Source organism: Acinetobacter sp. UBA5934 (assembly GCF_002430855.1).
Classification (GTDB): domain Bacteria; phylum Pseudomonadota; class Gammaproteobacteria; order Pseudomonadales; family Moraxellaceae; genus Acinetobacter.
Genome location: NZ_DJDC01000066.1, coordinates 1 through 16,658, shown reverse-complemented (window position 1 = coordinate 16,658; position 16,658 = coordinate 1). Strand labels below are relative to the sequence as shown.

Below are 16,658 nucleotides of genomic sequence, written 5' to 3'. Positions count from 1 at the left end.
ATACGGAATAATAGGCTGTAACCAATTTGACCAGCAGCGCCAGTAACGGCAACGCGAACAGGTTGCTTCATGTAATTATCTCCAATTGAGGATAGTCAATGCGATTAAATAATCGATGTTTAATCTAATAATCATAAACGCGAAAGATTGTACTCCAATCTTTTTCGATATGCATTGAAAAGAAAATGAATTTCAACAAAAGTCTGATAGGAAATATAAATAAAATATAAAAAGAAGCTTAGTAAGAACCTTTTATTGTAAATGCATTTGGACAAGTATTTTCTACTTGTACTGAACATCGTTTGTACTGCCCGTTATTCTTATAGCAAAGTTTCACTTCAGTCAGAACTGCATTTCCTTGCGAAGTTACACAATTAAATCGAATTGCATTGGCCGGTAGACTTGGATTCAAACGCAAAAATTGCTGTCGAAGATTAGCCTGATACATGACTCGCGTTTCAGAGCTGGTGAGTTCAGTCGGAATTTTGAGACGTTCGGCATAGTTAATGATGGTGCGAAAATATTGACTTGAGTTCATCTGCACACAGCCCCCAATCCCGTGCCAAAGTTGCGTGCGCGCATTTTCATCGGGCATGACACGGGCCACGACTTTCGCCTGCAAGGGAGATAAATTCGCAGAAGATGCAGTCCTGCACTCGGTTTGAGATGTTTCCGGATACAGACCGGAAATATTCAGCGAATAACCTTCCAGACATTTTCGCTGTTTTGCTTTCTGGGCATCAAACATACATACTGCAGGGGTCATTTGCACCACCATGATATAGCCCTGCAAAGGAGCAGCAAAAATTTGAGGTGCAAACAGCCCTAATCCAGCACCACTCACCCCGAACAATGCCCATCTTGCTAAAACTGAAGTTTGCCCAAAAAATATCATCAACAAACCGAACCTATTAATAAAATTAAAATTTAAGGATTATTTCTTAATGGAATTATATTCATCCGCTTCTCAATCGATTGTGCCCCTTGCCCAAGTAATACGCCGTAATGGGTGGCATTGGTCATCACATGTTTTACATAATCCCGTGTTTCAGTTAAAGGAATGCTTTCTGTATATTGGTCAGCAGCAATTGGTTGAGCATCGGGTTGCCAGCGACGTGCCCGGTTTGGACCGGCATTATAGCCAGCCGTTGCCAGCACAGGACTATTGCTGAGCTGACTCTGAATCATGGATAAATAAAAAGTGCCATAACGAATATTGGTATTCATATCGGTTAAAGCCGCAGGGTTATAGGTTTCACCCATTTGGCGGGCCACAAGTTTTGCCGTATCCGGCATAATTTGCATTAACCCGCCTGCCCCCACATGTGAACGTGCTTGGGTAACAAAACGACTTTCCTGACGCATCAAGCCATAGGCCCATGCAGGATCTATACCAGCATTGCGACTATGGCTAACCACATAGCTTTGATGTGGCATGGCATAACGATAAGAATAATTGTGTTTAGATTCAGTACGGTCAGCAGCGTAAATCGCCCGATCATACCAGCCTATATCAGTCGCACGTTTTGCAGCGGCAAGTAACAAGCCATCATCATGTTTTAAATAAGCCTGACGTACTGCCCAGTTCCATTCACGATTCACATAATTATCTGGTGCATTGACACGGCGTAAGGCAAAAGCACGGCTGAAATGAATATTCTGGCTTAAACGCTGCACATCACTATTTGATGGTTGAACATTCGTGGGAATATTATTGTAACTCTGCCCTAACTTATCTTTGGCCAGGAGATTATGGTAATCATCCCCCTGTGCCAATTTTTTAAAAATTTCTTGCGCTACACGCTTAGAGTTGGCGTCGCCGCGTTGTTCCGAGGCCCGCGCCAACCAGTACTGCCAGCGATCTTCCTGTTTCTGGCTCACACTCATCGTATCAATCGCTCGAATCAGGCTCTCCCAGGCACTAAAACGAATCGCCTGACGGGCATAAATTTCCGCTTCCTCGGCACTAAATGGCAAACCGTAACTGACATCCAGATAATTCAGCACTTCACGGTTAAAATTATTTTTCATTACCGTGGTCCCGCCAATATAGCCCACGGTACGATAAAGCGCTTTTTGCACTTGTAACGGCGTACCTTGCGCTGCATTTTTTACCGAAGCCATCGCGGTATTTAAGTCCCTGTCTGCCAGACGACCTAGGGCATAAATCAAATAAGCATGATCTGCACTGGTGGTTTTAGGTGCTGACCATAAATAATTCAAAGGATTAGCCTGAATCTGATTAAGCTGTGCAAGTGACAGGTTCACCCCAAGCGTTTGCGCAGTAGCCAAGGCCAAACCTGACTGACCTGCGCGAAGCTGTCCCCACAGACGCTGCTGTCTGTCTTGTTCGGTCATCAATGGGCTAGCCAGCATCATCCGGCCCAGACCCGTACACGACTCAGGTTGTGAATTGGTGGCCAGCCATACATCCTTATATTCAGCAAAAACCAAAGGATCACCGGATTTAGCACGAACTTGAGCAACTGCACAACTTTCCGCCTGATCCGGATTGGTCACATACTGCAAAATGGGCTGCGCGGTGGCAAAGTCTGCCTGCTTGACCTTTTCTTCGACATAATCGGCAGCCAGTTTTTCAGCCATTGCCGATTGCGGATAACGCTGGGAAAAGTTAATAATCTGACTTGCAGGCTGATTGGCCAAATTGTTATTCAATGCCCAATATTCCGGATAATAGCCCAGCACATCATTTTGCATAGATGACTGATATTGTTGCAATAAAGCTAAGTTTCCAGCATTTGCAGCCCGTAAAGCATCATTAAATTGTTCATCAGCCGCATGAGAAATTGAAGCAAAGCCGGTTGATGCCAAACCTAAAGCAAGCACTTTATAATATTTTTTATTGATTACCCGATTAAACATATGCTTGCCTTCTGTCATTTAGTATTGCCTTACGTCGCACCTAATCATTTTTGAATAGTTTAATTATTATTACACTACTCTACTGTTCTGTTATGTAACCTTATGATTAGACAATATTAATTTTCATTCATTTTTACTTAACAAATCAATATTCTTCTAGCTTTATTTATGACTATAAGTTTCTCTTCGATTCCTGCTAAAATATGCGCCTTTCTTGTATTCGAATTGCAATTTTTTAAGATGACAGCCAGCCTCACTTTTCCTATCAATAGCATTAAATATTGAAATAAAAAGGAAATGTTGCTCGCTTGGCTCACCTTATCCGGGTCCATCTTGAATTGTAATTTCATCGATTTATCCTTTAGGAGCCTACATGACGGTTCAAACCTTCATTCCAAATAGTGCCCAAGCTGCTTCAGAAAACACTGTTACCCAGCCACAGCACACCCCAGCCGACGGTTCAGTGAAAAAACTGTATATCGAAACGCAAGGGTGTCAGATGAATGAGTATGACAGTCATCGTATGGCAGATCTTCTAGGCGACTCACACGGTTATGTGTTAACCACTGATCCGAGTGATGCAGATATTCTGCTGATGAATACCTGTTCAATTCGTGAAAAGGCTCAGGAGAAAGTATTTTCCGAATTGGGTCGTTGGCGCAAACTGAAAGAAAAAAATCCTGATCTGGTGATTGGCGTCGGTGGTTGCGTGGCTTCTCAGGAAGGTGACAACATTCAAAAACGTGCACCTTATGTGGATATGGTCTTTGGCCCACAAACCTTGCACCGTTTGCCGCAGATGCTGGATCAGCATAACGATCAGATTGAAAAACCAAAGAAAGAAAAAATCAAGCTGGTAGATATTTCCTTCCCCGACATTGAGAAATTCGACTTTTTACCTGAACCGCGTGTTGAAGGCTATAAAGCATTTGTTTCGATTATGGAAGGCTGTTCAAAATACTGCTCTTTCTGCGTAGTGCCTTATACCCGTGGTGAAGAAGTATCGCGTCCTTTAGATGACGTACTTGCTGAAATTGCAGGTCTGGCAGAAAAAGGCGTGCGTGAAATTTCGCTCTTAGGTCAAAACGTTAATGGTTACCGCGGTGAAACGTTTGAAGGCAATATCTGTACCTTTGCCGACTTACTGCGCTTGGTAGCTGAAATTCCGGGCATTGGCCGTTTACGTTACACCACTTCACATCCGCTTGAATTTAATGATGACCTGATTCAGTGCTACCGTGACTTGCCACAAATGGTTTCACACCTGCACTTGCCGGTACAAAGCGGTTCTAATGATGTATTGCAGGCGATGAAACGTAACCACACCATCGATGTCTATATCGAGAAAATTAAAAAGTTACGCGCCGTCCGTCCAGACATGCATTTATCTTCAGACTTTATTATTGGCTTCCCCGGCGAAACCGATGAGAACTTTGAAGAAACGTATCAATTCATCCAAGACCTCGATTTCGATCATTCTTACAGCTTTATTTATTCAAAACGTCCGGGTACACCAGCGTCGGAACTTGAAGACAATACCCCTGAAGATGTGAAAAAAGAACGTCTGGCCAAAGTTCAGCAATGGATTAAACGTTCAAGCATTGATAAAACAGATGCCATGCTGGGTACCATCCAACGCGTTCTGATTGAAAAAGTTTCCGACAAAGATCCGAATCTGTTGATTGGTAGCGCAGACAATACCCGTCTGGTCTCTTTCATTGGCGATGCTGCATGGGTGGGGCGTTTCGCCGAAATTGAGATTACCGAAATTAAAACTTTGAATTTTGTTTACGGTGAGCTCTTGAATCTTGAGCCTGACGTGGCGTAATGTAAGGTGATCAGCCAGATCATTTTATAAGGAATACTCTTGACTGCAGCGATCCGACGTACAGTAACTTTTCCTGGTATTTCAATGGAGCGTTTAAAAGGCATGCTGGGTGCTTATAACGGTCATTTGAAACAAATCGAACAACGTTTAGAGGTCAAAATTTCCCATCGAGGTGATGCTTTTTACATCGATGGTGAAATTGATGCAGTAGAGAGAGCCGAAAGCCTCTTGATGCGTCTACATGAAGAAACTGAAACCAGCCAGCAAGTCAGCGCAGACACCCTGCATCTGATGATTCAGGGCAGTCAGACAGATCGTGAACTGCAAATCGATCCACACCAGGAACACGCTGGTCTGGATGAAGTGTGGCTACAAACCCGTAAAGGTCGTATCAATCCACGCGGTGCCAATCAAAAACGTTATGTGCAACGTATTTTACAAAGCGACATATCTTTTGGTATTGGTCCTGCAGGTACCGGTAAAACCTATCTGGCCGTAGCTGCTGCAGTAGATATGCTGGAACGTAACGAAATCCAGCGTATCTTACTGGTTCGTCCTGCGGTGGAAGCCGGTGAAAAACTCGGTTTCTTACCGGGGGATTTAAGCCAGAAAATCGATCCTTATTTGCGCCCGCTTTATGATGCCCTGTATGAAATGCTGGGCTTTGAAAAAGTCGCCAAACTGATTGAACGTCAGGTGATTGAAGTTGCGCCCCTCGCCTATATGCGTGGCCGTACCCTCAACCATTCTTTCGTGATTTTGGATGAAGCGCAAAACACCACCCCAGAACAGATGAAAATGTTCCTGACCCGTTTAGGCTTTGGTTCTCGTGCGGTCATTACTGGCGACATCACCCAGGTCGATTTACCGCGTGGCCAGCAATCAGGTTTATCCCACGCTTTACGTGTGATTGATAAAATTCCGGAAATTCATATTACCCGCTTCCACTCTCGCGATGTGGTGCGTCATCAATTGGTACAAAAAATTGTTGAAGCCTATGAGGGTTGGGACAGTGAACAACAGCGTTTAAGTGCTGAAGCTCGGGCAGAACGTAAAGCGCTTCAGGAGGCATTAATTGCTGAAAATGATGCGGCTGCCGATGCACAGCAGTGAGCTTTAAATAAGGATTCATTTTGAAACTTAGTCTTTCCCTACAACAGGACTTTCAAGCCCCTGAACTGGTCTTGAAACGTGCCTACATTAAAAAAGTTGTAGAAACAGCTTTACGTTATATCGGCACACAAAGTAATTGCGAAATTGGCATTGCCTGTGTCGATAATGACGAAAGTCATAAGCTTAATCTGGAATATCGTCAAAAAGATAAGCCTACCAATGTGTTGTCTTTTCCAAGCGACATTCCAGATGAAATGGCTGAATATTTAGATGCCTTCCCGATTGGCGATTTGGTGATTTGTATTCCTGTGGTGCTTCGTGAAGCTTCTGAGCAAAATAAAGCACCATTGACACATTTTACCCATATGCTGGTTCATGGCACTTTACATTTAATGGGCTATGACCATGAAACTTCAGATGCAGATGCTGAGGAAATGGAAGCTTTGGAAATTAAGATTCTGGCCAAACTTGGATTTGAAAACCCTTATATTGAGCAAGTTTAAAATCTATAAATCATAAAAAGCGAGCTGAGGCTCGCTTTTTATGCTCCATATTAGAGCTTGACCTCACCCTAACCTTTTTCTTAAAGGAGAAGGAACTTCTCAATATTCATTTAAAACTGATAGTTCCTCCTGCCTATGGGATGAAGAATATATTCTGCAAGAGGATGAGGGTAAATTTAATAAACTCTTCATTATGCTTATCCAAATATTTTTTTAAAAACTTAGAAAAACCTTCTTTTTATTCATCCTATTTCAAACCCGATTCACTATTCTTTTCTTGCAAAAGAGACATTGCTTCCCTTATAAAAGAGCCGCCTGAATACAATAAAAATCATACTGCATGAAATACGTTGTCATTTTTAAAGCAAAAATAAATATTTTAGATCATGAATATTCCAGAACAGCCCAACTGTTACGTGAAAAAGCCCTTACACAATTCAACTGCCAGAAATTTGAAGCGATCAGCGAAAATGATTTTGAGATTGCCCCATCCTACTGGAATAGTTTAGAAGATATTCAAACTTGGCATAGAGATGCAGAACATCAAGTTGCGCAGCGCTTAGGGAAAGAGAAATGGTATAAAAGTTTTAGCGTTGAAATTTGTGAAATTCAGAAAAGCTATGCAGACTTAAATTATTAAATATTTCACAATAGTTTAAATAGTTTTCTATATCCCCCCTCTCAAAGGGAGGAAGAATTGTACTTATTAATAAAGATTGGGAACCTTCACCCTTTTAAAAGGATGAGCAGTATTACTACATAGAGAAGAATTAATGTACTTCAAACTCTGCTTCTGCCGGATCAAAACGCCAAGTCCGGACAATGCGCAATTCTGAAATATCTTTCATACCTTGATCAAAACCACCAAAAGGTGCCGCTTTACGCACTGAAGTTTTTGCAGCCTCATCCAATAAAGCATGACCTGAACTCTCAATCAGGCGAATAGCACGAATCCCGCCGCTTTTATTCAGGATCACCATTAAACGGACTTCCCCGGCGAGGCGTTGCACTTTGGCCGCATCCGGATAATAACGGTTACCGTAAAATTCAACTTTCTGGCGGAATTTTTCCAGATAAGCTGCTGAAATATCCTGCTTGGCTTGTATACCATCCACCGTTTTAATTTTTTGCTGACGGCTGAAATTTTGCTGGCGTTGTAAATATTGTGCTTCTAAACTTGCCACCATAGCTGCCTTGGCCTGAAACTGGCTATTCAGTTCCTGCATGGCTTTTTTACGCTGATTCTGTTCTGCTTCTTTCTTCCAGCTTAATGTGGTCATCAGCACTTTTTCTTCAAAGCTGAGTTCACTCTTTTGCTGTAAACGCTCCAAGGTTTCCTGTTGCTGCTCACCTGTCATTTGCTCAATCATCGCTGCCGGCATATCGCTCGACATACGGTGCGCTTCACGAAAGGTGCCTGAGCCTTGCTGATCTGCCTGTGCCAGAAAATCCGCATGTTCTATCTTGTCCTGACTGGGACGCAAAGTGACGGCAATTTCTTTGACCGCTGCATCACTTTCTTCAGGCATGGCAAATTGTAAGGTCAAAATAATCAAATGCAAAAGAGCAGCTAAAATCACTGCGCTTGTGAAAATAGGATCTTTCCACCATGCATGCATTAAAGGTGCAAAACTGATTTTCTTAAGCATCACATTAAACCGACAAAAAGTCTGGTCCCCAAACTGCATAAAAGCAGTATAAAATAAACACGGCATCTACTTTTGAATGAAAAAATGAGAACTCAATCAATAAGCAGGCTGTAGACAATTAAAATCATGAAAATGGTGCAATTAATTTTGCTAAACTGCAAGGTGGAATATCTGTATTTTTAATACTTTCGACAAAATCTATTGAAGTTTAAGAAGATTAACTCGCTGGGATGCCTTATATGCAAACGCTACTATCCAATATCTCTAAACGTATACGCCAGGTGTATCAAAAGGCTGAAGGGTTTATTGAAGATGAGCGTGAATTTCCCCTTTCTCAGGTCTTTTTAAATGCAACTTTTCAGCGCTTTGTCACTGACAATGTTTCCATGCTGAAGGACTTGCATGCCGACTTGCATGAAGACTGGTTACGCTTATACGCAACGCTTGATGTCAAGGGTTTATACATTACCCTTTCAGTCGATTTGAAACTGGTACAGATGGAACTGAACAAAGATACCCAGCTGATTGTGTTTGAACAGATTAGCGATACCAAGGTAATTGAAGCCAAATTCAAAAATATATTTCAAAAGCTTGCCGTAAAATTTGCTTTATTTTTCTATCAAAAAGTACTCGATAAAGACCCTTTGGGCATGATCCTTGAGAAACTGAATGTTATTAAGGTCAAAGATGATTTATTGCATCTGGATTTAAACCGCTGGTTAGGCAAAAAACGCTCTATCATTGATACCTTAGCCAAAGTTCATGTCAACCATGCAGTTTTACGTGAAGCTGAACTGGTGGTAATAGGCAATGTCAATCTGACTGCATTATTCAGAAAAATGTCCGAAGAACCAATGGACGTTTGGGCAGTTGATGAAGAGCTAGAGGAAACTACAGTCAGCCCGATTAAGCAAAAATAGGTTAAATGAGTTTTACAAATGTAAGTCTGTGGTTTTAACTAAAAAAACTACATTAAAGATACAGATTGCATAAACTTTCGAATTTTATCTCTATATTCAGCAGGCATAATAGCAGCTGCACAGAAGTTTACATTTTAAAAAACTGCATAGGAACACTCTACTTATGGCTCACAATGTATTGAAAACAGTTGCCCTGGCATCTGGTCTAACAACTACACTGTTGTTCGCTGGGATCAACCCGGCATTTGCCATGAGTCCATTCCAGGCAAGTTATCAATTTAACTACAATGGCAAGAACATGGGCTCGGCAACACGGACTTTAAGCAAGTCGGGAAACAACTGGACCTATGTCTTCGCGGCAAAAGCAGGCGCTATGGCCTCTGCAACAGAAACCAGCCATTTCAGCTTAAATAATAGCGGCGATATTGTTTCTAACAGCTTTAATCGTCAGAGCAAAATTCTGGTTCACAACAATACAATGAGTATTGATTTCAACCCGAATGCTAAAACCATTTCTGGCAAAAAAGATAAAAAAACCTATTCTTTTGACTGGAAAGCTGGTGTTCTGGATGAGCTGAATGCCGAATTACAATTACGTGAAGATTTAAAATCTTCAGGGTTAAAATCGAATTACTTAATTGCCGATGCCAAAGAAGTGGAATCACGTCATTTTATTAAACAAGGTAATGAAACAGTAAAAACCTCTTATGGTACTTTCGATACCATTAAAGTGGTACTCAAGCATAGTAAGCCGAATCGCGATACCATTTTCTGGTTAGCCCCTAAACTGGACTACGCACCAGTGAAAGTGACCCATCAAGATGGTAAAACCTCCTATGGTTTACTGTTAACAGGTTATAAAGGCACAACGAATTAATCGATTTGATCAATTTCGCTTGCATTTTCTGAGAGCCTTTTTAAAATACGCTTTTGCTTGAAAAAGCATCTGCCCCCTAGAGGAATTCTCCCGTGCACGCACTAGAACAGAAAATCTTAAGCGAAGGTATCGTTCTATCTGATCAAGTTCTGAAAGTTGATGCTTTCTTGAATCATCAAATTGATCCTGTATTAATGCAGCAAATTGGTAAAGAGTTTGCTGCTCGTTTTAAAGATGCAGGAATCACTAAAATTATCACCATTGAAGCTTCTGGTATTGCTCCAGCGGTAATGGCCGGTTTAGAACTTGGTGTGCCTGTAATCTTTGCGCGTAAATATCAATCTTTAACTTTAAAAGATGATTTATACCGCTCTAAAGTCTTCTCTTTCACTAAACAAATTGAAAGCACGATTGCCATTTCAAACAAGCATATTAGCTCTAGCGATAAAGCTTTAGTAATTGATGACTTCCTGGCAAATGGTCAGGCAGCTTTAGGCCTAGCTGATTTAATTCATCAGGCAAAAGCTGAAGTTGTAGGTATTGGTATTGTGATTGAAAAATCTTTCCAACCTGGTCGCCAATTATTACTAGATAAAGGTTACCGTGTTGAATCTTTGGCACGCGTTAAATCTTTAGAAAATGGCACTGTTGAATTTGTTCGTGACTAAGAACTTCAGCTAAATTTAAAAAAGAGCGCTAAGGTGCTCTTTTTTTGTATTTGGCTTTATTATAAAAACTGTATGTGAGATAGATCACCTGATCTGTGTCTACCCAATCACTGACTATTTAATTTTTGCAATCTTTAAAAAGTCTTTTTTAAGTCTTTCAAACTCTTCATAAACTTTTGGATCAAGTTTAGGTCTAACCTTTTCAAATTTCATTTTAAGCAAATCTAAACTTCTAAGCATCATTTCAAAAATAAGCTTTTGGCGTCCTAAATCATCTGTTGAATTAAATTCTTCATGATTGATTTTTAAGCGAAAATCCATAGTCTTTTGCTTAAAGGAATACATGACCCGTTCTTCAAAGCCTGTTGGACCCATCATTATTGTAATACAGTCCCAACTATTTAAAGGAATATCATAAGTTTCATGCTCAAGCCTATTATTAAGAATATTCTTCACATAATTACGGGCAACGTTCAATTGTGTTAATTGTTCTTCATTTAATACTTCTTTACTTGATTCACTACTTAACCACACGTGCATAAAAGCCTCTTAATAGCCTGATTTTATATATCTCCGACCTCCTGTCGAGGTTTTTCATATAGGTTTGCTCAGTATAACTTCCGTTACATCTAAGCTTCCTTATCATTTATTTGCTTATTTTTATCTTAAGTTATTTTTAAAAGTTAGCAATTATTTCAGATAATAAAAGTGCCAAAGAATTTACAAAACAAAGAAATCAACAATTTATAATTATATTATTGTAAGATCAAAGAAGGCCTAACTATCCGCAAATAGTTAGACCTTGGATCATATTGAAAGGTGGATTTACTTTACGGTCACAGTAATGCTACCGGTGTTCACAGCACCAATTGCAGAAGTTTTGATACCTTCAATATGATTCTCAAATCCAGCTGTATTCACAGATGCATCAATAGCCGCAGAATTGAAGGCTATATTCGCAGCGGTGTAATTACTCAAGGTTTCAGAGAATTGATCATAAGTGTCAATATTCAGCGCTGTACTGATAGAGCTTTCAATCTCTGATGAACCCTCAGAACGCCATTCTTCCAAACTACGTGCCGCACTTCTTTCAGCATCAAGAGTTGTATCGAATGTACCTGTATTCAGCGCACTCAGATTACCTTGCTGCAAATTGATACTCCCAGTGTTCACGGCACCCAGTGCTGACGTTTCTATAGCAATGGCATCTCCCACACTCTCAAGTTCATTATAACGCCCCGCTGTGTTAACGGTTGCATCAATATTATTGGTATTAATGGCAAGGTTAAGCGCCGTACCATTTGCAGCCTGATTGGCTAAAACAGCCAGGGTTGATTGTAAACCAGTATTTACAGTGACCTCTTGAGCATTTGCCATGGCTGCTCCAGACAGGAAGGCAACGGATAAGGCAATGGTTTTGATAGTCTTATTCATGGTTATTTTCCTTTTTTTAAGTTTTGAAGTACTTCTCGCTAAATACTTCTTTTTATAATGGGAGCGAGCCCATTTTTATATATTTTTAATCGCGCTGTGTGCTTGACCAGTAGTTTTCCACAACCTCAGGATTGGCATCTCCCAGCATTGAAGTTTTTTCCTCTTCTTTGTGATTATTTTCCTGGTCTTTACTGTTTTTCTCTTTATTTACCTTGCCTGGAGAAGATGCACCCTGCTTTCTGCTGATGTATTTAATCAGGTCCTGTTTACTCATTTCAGGCTCCTGTTCAGGATTTTGAATCATCTCGGATTCTTTTTTCTTAGGCGGCTGGATGTCTTTATTGGGTGAGTTGGTCGATTTATTCTTCTCATCGGAGGAATGGCCATTATCTGAAGATGATTCCAAAATAACGCTCGGAGAGTTTGCATTGTTTTGACTTTGGTTTTGCTTGTACTTATACAGCGCAACCGAACTACGCGTTAGACTCAATTGGCCAAACTCTGGCGGGATTTGCGCACGACAATTTTCAAATGTTGCGGGCGGGATCACTTGACTGAGCAACTCAAAGGTGGCCAGATTCAACATTTGGCGCAAGGCAAAATTGGTCGCTTCGCGCTCTCCTTTGCCAATCTGAATGTTCAATAAAGTGTGCCCTGCAAATCGGCCTGCACTCAGGCCATAATCCTGTGCAGCAATCTGTTTTTGCAGGGAAACATTGGCCACTACTTTACTGCTGCGGGTATCGGTCAAGGATAAATCCAGACCGACCATAATGCGGGTCTGGCTGTAATTGGGTCCAACTCCGCCGATCTGCATATCTACACCACCGCCTGGAATAAAGTCCAGACTGTTAATACTTCCGGTCACATAATAATCAGAGGCTTTGATTTGTCGCGGATCACGAATCCCCCACTTGGCTTCACTTTCAATAATTCGCGGATCACGCCGGTTCAATAGACTGACTCCAGCCTGAAACAAGGCAGACTGCACCATATCCCCCGCGCCTTGGGTCACCATTTTGCCGCTACCACCATTGGTCACCACATCTTTTCCGGTCTGGTCCAGAATTGCACCCACCGAAAAACTGACATCATTACGCAGTTGCCCTTTCAAACAGGACAAGGCCATATCAAAAGGGGTGAAAATATCGGTGATCGGCGGTCCTTGCACCAGACTAACCGGTTTCTTGTTGGAAATCGCCATACCAGTACAACTGCTCAAAAGTTGACTTAAAACAATTACAGCACTCAAAGAAAATAGTTTTCTGTTATTTAATGGGAAATTCAGCATAACGATGCTCCCGGCTGGGTGCTTAAATTAGGACATTGCTGATTATTTTGAGTGGTGGTCGAATTTACCGCCCCATCATTTACAGTGTCATTGGAAATATCTACGCCATTATTTGAACCATTTATGTTCACATTGCTCGTAGCTGAATTCACTGTACCAATGGAACTTGTGGAGGTGCTGTTGATGGTGGTCTTGCCTAGTCCAGAATAATAATCAGAATCCTTGAGCTCAATCAGGTTGGCCTGGACCAGATTTTCATTGGAACGGCTACTTGATGATTTCCAGCGCTGACTCCATTCATCCGAGGTGGCATAAGCATTGCTTAGCCCACACACAAAAAATAAACCCACATTGATCACTAATATTTTCATAATCATTACCCGTCCTTTGAAGCAGGATGTTTATTTATTTTTTATTTAGTAAGGTTTAATTTATATTAAAAATATTAAATCATATAAAAAAAATAAAAAGCAAAATTTATTCGCTTTCACATATTTTTCATTTTTATTAAAAATTTATTTATTTGTTTTATATAAAAAATTTTCTTTTGTTATTGAATTGTGAATTGTAAGAAATCATTATGTCATAAATCTTTAAAATTAAAATTTACCTTAAAAATTTAATCTTATTAATATATTTTTTATATCAATAAAAACGGAATTTTATAAACAAAGAGTCAACTTATCCAAGTCTCTTAATTCTATAAACCGCTAAACTTTGATTTTATTAGAACTTTCATTTAAATGTGATGAAACTCTATTTTTTATAAAAAATATAATTAACCAATCACGATTAAGAATATTTATAAAGTAATTCCAAGAAAAAGTTGGATGTTCCAAAAATAGGGGTTCCCATTCAAAAAGCGCCGCAACTCTGGCATTGAAACTCGAGTCATGAATCATTTTCAGGCAAAGATTCAAGTCGTTTTGATTTAGCTAATTGAAGCGATTAACCAAAAACAACGCACTCGGTAAATGCCATTAAGTATCATGCCAAAAAAATTCATACTTCTTACTTAAATTTTAAAATCAATGATTTAAAAAAAATAAGCCTAACTATTTGGCAATAGTTAGACCTTGTTCATGTCAAGAATGAAGTTACTTTACGGTTACTGTAATACTGCCTGTATTTACAGCACCGATTGCAGAAGTTTTGATACCGTTGATGTTATTCTCGGTTCCTTCTGTGATTGTATTGACAGATGCATCAATAGCGCCGGAGTTAAAGGCGACATTGGCTACACTGTAATTGCTTAGAGTTTGAGTCAACTCCTCATTAAAGTCCCCATCCAGGCTTTGACTGAGCGTATTTTCAATCTCTGAAGAGGTATCCGTTTCGGTATCAGTCAACGACTCCAATTGACTTTGTTGATCTTCAAGCGTTGCACTGAGGGTTCCGGTACTTAGAACACTCAAGCTACCTTGCTCTACGCTGAGATCACCTGTATTTACCGCACCCAGTGCTGATGTTCCTATGGTATTTTCAAAATTATTAACGGTATCAAAACCTCCCTCTGTGTTGACACTTGCATTAATATCAGCGGTATTGACTGCAAGGTTAAGTGCAGAGCCATTTGTGACCTGCTGAGATAAAGTAGCCAAGGCCGTTTCCAGACCTGTATCAACAGCGACTTCAGTATCTTGAGCATTAGCCATGCCGGCACCGGTCAGGAAGGCGACGGATAAGGCGATTGTTTTAACAGTCTTCTTCATAGTTGTTCTTCCTTTTCGAGTTTTGAAGTACTGCTCGCTCAGCACTTCTTCTGATCATGGGAGCGAGCCCATTTTTATCTCTCTTCTAATCGCGTTGTGTGCTTGACCAATAGTTTTCCACCACCTCAGGATTGGCATCCCATAGCATCGAACTCTTTTCCTGTTCTTTATCGTCCTTGTCTTTATTGTCCTTATTGTCTTTTTGGTCATTTTTCTTGTCTGAAGAAGATGAATCCTGCTTCCTGCTGATGTATTTAATCAGCTCCTGTTTGCTCATTTCAGGCTCCTGTTCAGGATTCTCAATCACTTCGGATTCTTTATGTTTGGGCGGTTTAGTATCTTTATTCGGTGAGTCAGTTGACTTATTTTTTTCATTGGAGGAATGAGTACTGTTTGATTCCGAGACAGTCTGATCTGAATCTATACTGTTCTGCTGCTGACTCTGCTTGTACTTGTACAGCGCCACCGAACTTCGCGTTAAATTTAAGCGGCCAAATTCAGCGGGTATTTGCGCACGGCAGCTTTCAAATACGGCCGGAGGCACGACCTGACTGAGCAGCTCAAAGGTGGCCAAATTCAACATTTGGCGTAAGGCAAAATTGGTCGCTTCGCGCTCCCCTTTGCCAATTTGAATATTTAACAAGGTTCGGCCTGCAAACCGGCCTGCACTGAGTCCATAATCCTGCGCGGCAATCTGTTTTTGCAGTGAAACATTGGCCACCACTTTACTGCTGCGGGTATCGGTCAGGGATAAGTCCAGACCAACCATAATGCGGGTCTGACTGTAATTGGGCCCGACACCAGCAATCTGCATATCCAGCCCACCGCCTGGAATAAAATCCAGGCTGTTAATACTGCCAGTCACATAATAATCAGAGGCTTTGATTTGTTTTGCATCGCGGATACCCCACTTGGCTTCACTTTCGATAATCCGCGGATCACGCCGGTTCAATAGGCTGACCCCGGCCTGAAACAAGGCAGACTGCACCATATCTCCCGCGCCTTGGGTCACCATCTTGCCACTACCGCCATTGGTCACCACATCTTTTCCGGTCTGGTCCAAAATCGCACCCACCGAAAAGCTGACATCATTACGCAGTTGCCCTTTCAAACAGGACAAGGCCATATCAAAAGGGGTAAAAATATCGGTGATCGGAGGACCCTGCACCAAGCTAACCGGCTTCTTGTTGGAAGAAGCCAAGCCGGTACAGCCTGTTAGCAGATAGCCAAAAAGCACCGTGCTACCCAGGGCAGATATTGTTTTTCTATTTAACGGGAAATTCAGCATAACGATGCTCCCGGCTGGGTGCTTAAATTAGGGCATCGCGGATTATTTTGATTGGTATTTGAACTGACCGGAGCATCATTCTGCAATTCATTGGAAATGCCTACACCGTTGTTTGAACCACTGATAGTGATATTGTTGGTCGGGGTATTTACCGTACCGATGGAACTTGTCGATGTACTGTTGATGGTGGTCTTGCCCAAGCCCTCATAATAATCAGAATCCTTTAGCTCAATCAGATTGGCCTGAACCAGATTCTCATTGGAACGACTGCTGGAGGCTTTCCAGCGCTGGCTCCATTCATCCGAGGTGGCGTAAGCATTATTCAGAAAACATAAACAAAATAAACCCATATTGATCATTAATATTCTCATAATCTTTAATGCCCTCTGACCCAAGATGTTTATTTATCTTCAACCCGAGTAAGCTTAAATTTATATTAAAAACATTAAATCACATAAAAAAAATAAAAAACAAAATTTATTCGCTTTCACA

General features: G+C 41.0%; 18 protein-coding genes. 7 read left to right on the top strand and 11 right to left on the bottom strand.

Annotated elements, in window-relative coordinates; translation table 11 throughout:
- The 3 genes from B2Y23_RS15455 to B2Y23_RS04605 all read right to left on the bottom strand — a co-directional run.
- The coding region (locus B2Y23_RS15455) for a hypothetical protein (RefSeq protein ID WP_414632117.1) at positions 1 to 71 on the bottom strand (71 nt) is incomplete at its 3' end.
- A 167-nt stretch (positions 72 to 238) separates the two neighbouring features.
- Positions 239 to 895, bottom strand: a complete 657-nt coding sequence (locus B2Y23_RS04610; RefSeq protein ID WP_291369322.1) for a ribonuclease T2 family protein — start codon at positions 893 to 895, stop codon at positions 239 to 241.
- Between the two features lie 32 nt (positions 896 to 927).
- Positions 928 to 2,901: a lytic transglycosylase domain-containing protein gene (locus B2Y23_RS04605; protein ID WP_291369317.1), complete on the bottom strand. Its 1,974-nt coding sequence runs from the start codon at positions 2,899 to 2,901 to the stop codon at positions 928 to 930.
- A 355-nt stretch (positions 2,902 to 3,256) separates the two neighbouring features.
- Here B2Y23_RS04605 and miaB point away from each other — a divergent pair, with 355 nt between their 5' ends.
- The 4 genes from miaB (at position 3,257) to B2Y23_RS04585 (ending at position 6,967) form a co-directional block, all read left to right on the top strand.
- Positions 3,257 to 4,711, top strand: a complete 1,455-nt coding sequence (gene miaB, locus B2Y23_RS04600; protein ID WP_291355231.1) for a tRNA (N6-isopentenyl adenosine(37)-C2)-methylthiotransferase MiaB — start codon at positions 3,257 to 3,259, stop codon at positions 4,709 to 4,711.
- 39 nt (positions 4,712 to 4,750) lie between these two features.
- Entirely contained in the window at positions 4,751 to 5,824 is a 1,074-nt protein-coding gene (locus B2Y23_RS04595) for a PhoH family protein (RefSeq protein WP_291369316.1), read from the top strand.
- Between the two features lie 20 nt (positions 5,825 to 5,844).
- Positions 5,845 to 6,327: an rRNA maturation RNase YbeY gene (gene ybeY / locus B2Y23_RS04590; RefSeq protein WP_291369314.1), complete on the top strand. Its 483-nt coding sequence runs from the start codon at positions 5,845 to 5,847 to the stop codon at positions 6,325 to 6,327.
- Positions 6,328 to 6,667: 340 nt separating this feature from the next.
- A complete protein-coding gene (locus B2Y23_RS04585; RefSeq protein ID WP_291369312.1) occupies positions 6,668 to 6,967 on the top strand; it encodes an antibiotic biosynthesis monooxygenase family protein in 300 nt (99 codons plus the stop codon).
- A gap of 130 nt (positions 6,968 to 7,097) precedes the next feature.
- Here B2Y23_RS04585 and B2Y23_RS04580 read toward each other — a convergent pair whose 3' ends face one another.
- Positions 7,098 to 7,976, bottom strand: a complete 879-nt coding sequence (locus B2Y23_RS04580; RefSeq protein ID WP_291355224.1) for an energy transducer TonB — start codon at positions 7,974 to 7,976, stop codon at positions 7,098 to 7,100.
- Positions 7,977 to 8,215: 239 nt separating this feature from the next.
- Between B2Y23_RS04580 and B2Y23_RS04575 the strand changes: the two genes are divergently transcribed.
- From B2Y23_RS04575 to B2Y23_RS04565, 3 genes are all read left to right on the top strand, one after another.
- Positions 8,216 to 8,896, top strand: a complete 681-nt coding sequence (locus B2Y23_RS04575) for a hypothetical protein (RefSeq protein WP_291355222.1) — start codon at positions 8,216 to 8,218, stop codon at positions 8,894 to 8,896.
- A 163-nt stretch (positions 8,897 to 9,059) separates the two neighbouring features.
- On the top strand, positions 9,060 to 9,773 hold the full coding sequence (locus tag B2Y23_RS04570) for a DUF3108 domain-containing protein (RefSeq protein WP_291369310.1): 714 nt from the start codon (positions 9,060 to 9,062) through the stop codon (positions 9,771 to 9,773).
- A gap of 92 nt (positions 9,774 to 9,865) precedes the next feature.
- The gene (locus tag B2Y23_RS04565; protein WP_291355219.1) at positions 9,866 to 10,441 is read left to right on the top strand and encodes a xanthine phosphoribosyltransferase; all 576 of its coding nucleotides are present in this window, start codon (positions 9,866 to 9,868) and stop codon (positions 10,439 to 10,441) included.
- A gap of 114 nt (positions 10,442 to 10,555) precedes the next feature.
- Here B2Y23_RS04565 and B2Y23_RS04560 read toward each other — a convergent pair whose 3' ends face one another.
- From B2Y23_RS04560 to B2Y23_RS04530, 7 genes are all read right to left on the bottom strand, one after another.
- Positions 10,556 to 10,981: an Imm44 family immunity protein gene (locus tag B2Y23_RS04560; RefSeq protein WP_291369308.1), complete on the bottom strand. Its 426-nt coding sequence runs from the start codon at positions 10,979 to 10,981 to the stop codon at positions 10,556 to 10,558.
- A 285-nt stretch (positions 10,982 to 11,266) separates the two neighbouring features.
- Positions 11,267 to 11,875 carry a hypothetical protein gene (locus B2Y23_RS04555; RefSeq protein ID WP_291369306.1) on the bottom strand — a complete coding sequence of 203 codons (609 nt, stop codon included), beginning with the start codon at positions 11,873 to 11,875 and terminating at the stop codon, positions 11,267 to 11,269.
- Between the two features lie 85 nt (positions 11,876 to 11,960).
- Positions 11,961 to 13,166 (bottom strand): CsgG/HfaB family protein, encoded by a 1,206-nt coding sequence (locus B2Y23_RS04550; RefSeq protein WP_291369305.1) that lies wholly within the window; start codon positions 13,164 to 13,166, stop codon positions 11,961 to 11,963.
- Positions 13,160 to 13,537, bottom strand: a complete 378-nt coding sequence (locus B2Y23_RS04545; RefSeq protein ID WP_291369304.1) for a hypothetical protein — start codon at positions 13,535 to 13,537, stop codon at positions 13,160 to 13,162. The genes B2Y23_RS04550 and B2Y23_RS04545 overlap by 7 nt, the downstream gene beginning before the upstream one ends.
- Positions 13,538 to 14,263: 726 nt before the next feature.
- Positions 14,264 to 14,878, bottom strand: a complete 615-nt coding sequence (locus B2Y23_RS04540) for a hypothetical protein (protein ID WP_291369302.1) — start codon at positions 14,876 to 14,878, stop codon at positions 14,264 to 14,266.
- Between the two features lie 85 nt (positions 14,879 to 14,963).
- Complete coding sequence (locus B2Y23_RS04535; RefSeq protein WP_291369300.1) at positions 14,964 to 16,166, bottom strand: CsgG/HfaB family protein; 1,203 nt, start codon at positions 16,164 to 16,166, stop codon at positions 14,964 to 14,966.
- Entirely contained in the window at positions 16,160 to 16,537 is a 378-nt protein-coding gene (locus B2Y23_RS04530) for a hypothetical protein (RefSeq protein WP_291369298.1), read from the bottom strand. Before B2Y23_RS04530 ends, B2Y23_RS04535 begins: the two co-directional genes overlap by 7 nt.
- Positions 16,538 to 16,658 lie beyond the last annotated feature (121 nt).

What these genes read in the sequence shown, in the direction of transcription:
- B2Y23_RS04610 (WP_291369322.1), bottom strand. Translation starts at nt 895, where the DNA reads ATGATATTTTTTGGGCAAACTTCAGTTTTAGCAAGATGGGCATTGTTC.
- B2Y23_RS04605 (WP_291369317.1), bottom strand. Translation starts at nt 2,901, where the DNA reads ATGACAGAAGGCAAGCATATGTTTAATCGGGTAATCAATAAAAAATAT.
- miaB (WP_291355231.1), top strand. Translation starts at nt 3,257, where the DNA reads ATGACGGTTCAAACCTTCATTCCAAATAGTGCCCAAGCTGCTTCAGAA.
- B2Y23_RS04585 (WP_291369312.1), top strand. Translation starts at nt 6,668, where the DNA reads ATGAAATACGTTGTCATTTTTAAAGCAAAAATAAATATTTTAGATCAT.
- B2Y23_RS04580 (WP_291355224.1), bottom strand. Translation starts at nt 7,976, where the DNA reads ATGCTTAAGAAAATCAGTTTTGCACCTTTAATGCATGCATGGTGGAAA.
- B2Y23_RS04575 (WP_291355222.1), top strand. Translation starts at nt 8,216, where the DNA reads ATGCAAACGCTACTATCCAATATCTCTAAACGTATACGCCAGGTGTAT.
- B2Y23_RS04570 (WP_291369310.1), top strand. Translation starts at nt 9,060, where the DNA reads ATGGCTCACAATGTATTGAAAACAGTTGCCCTGGCATCTGGTCTAACA.
- B2Y23_RS04560 (WP_291369308.1), bottom strand. Translation starts at nt 10,981, where the DNA reads ATGCACGTGTGGTTAAGTAGTGAATCAAGTAAAGAAGTATTAAATGAA.
- B2Y23_RS04555 (WP_291369306.1), bottom strand. Translation starts at nt 11,875, where the DNA reads ATGAATAAGACTATCAAAACCATTGCCTTATCCGTTGCCTTCCTGTCT.
- B2Y23_RS04550 (WP_291369305.1), bottom strand. Translation starts at nt 13,166, where the DNA reads ATGCTGAATTTCCCATTAAATAACAGAAAACTATTTTCTTTGAGTGCT.
- B2Y23_RS04545 (WP_291369304.1), bottom strand. Translation starts at nt 13,537, where the DNA reads ATGAAAATATTAGTGATCAATGTGGGTTTATTTTTTGTGTGTGGGCTA.
- B2Y23_RS04540 (WP_291369302.1), bottom strand. Translation starts at nt 14,878, where the DNA reads ATGAAGAAGACTGTTAAAACAATCGCCTTATCCGTCGCCTTCCTGACC.
- B2Y23_RS04535 (WP_291369300.1), bottom strand. Translation starts at nt 16,166, where the DNA reads ATGCTGAATTTCCCGTTAAATAGAAAAACAATATCTGCCCTGGGTAGC.
- B2Y23_RS04530 (WP_291369298.1), bottom strand. Translation starts at nt 16,537, where the DNA reads ATGAGAATATTAATGATCAATATGGGTTTATTTTGTTTATGTTTTCTG.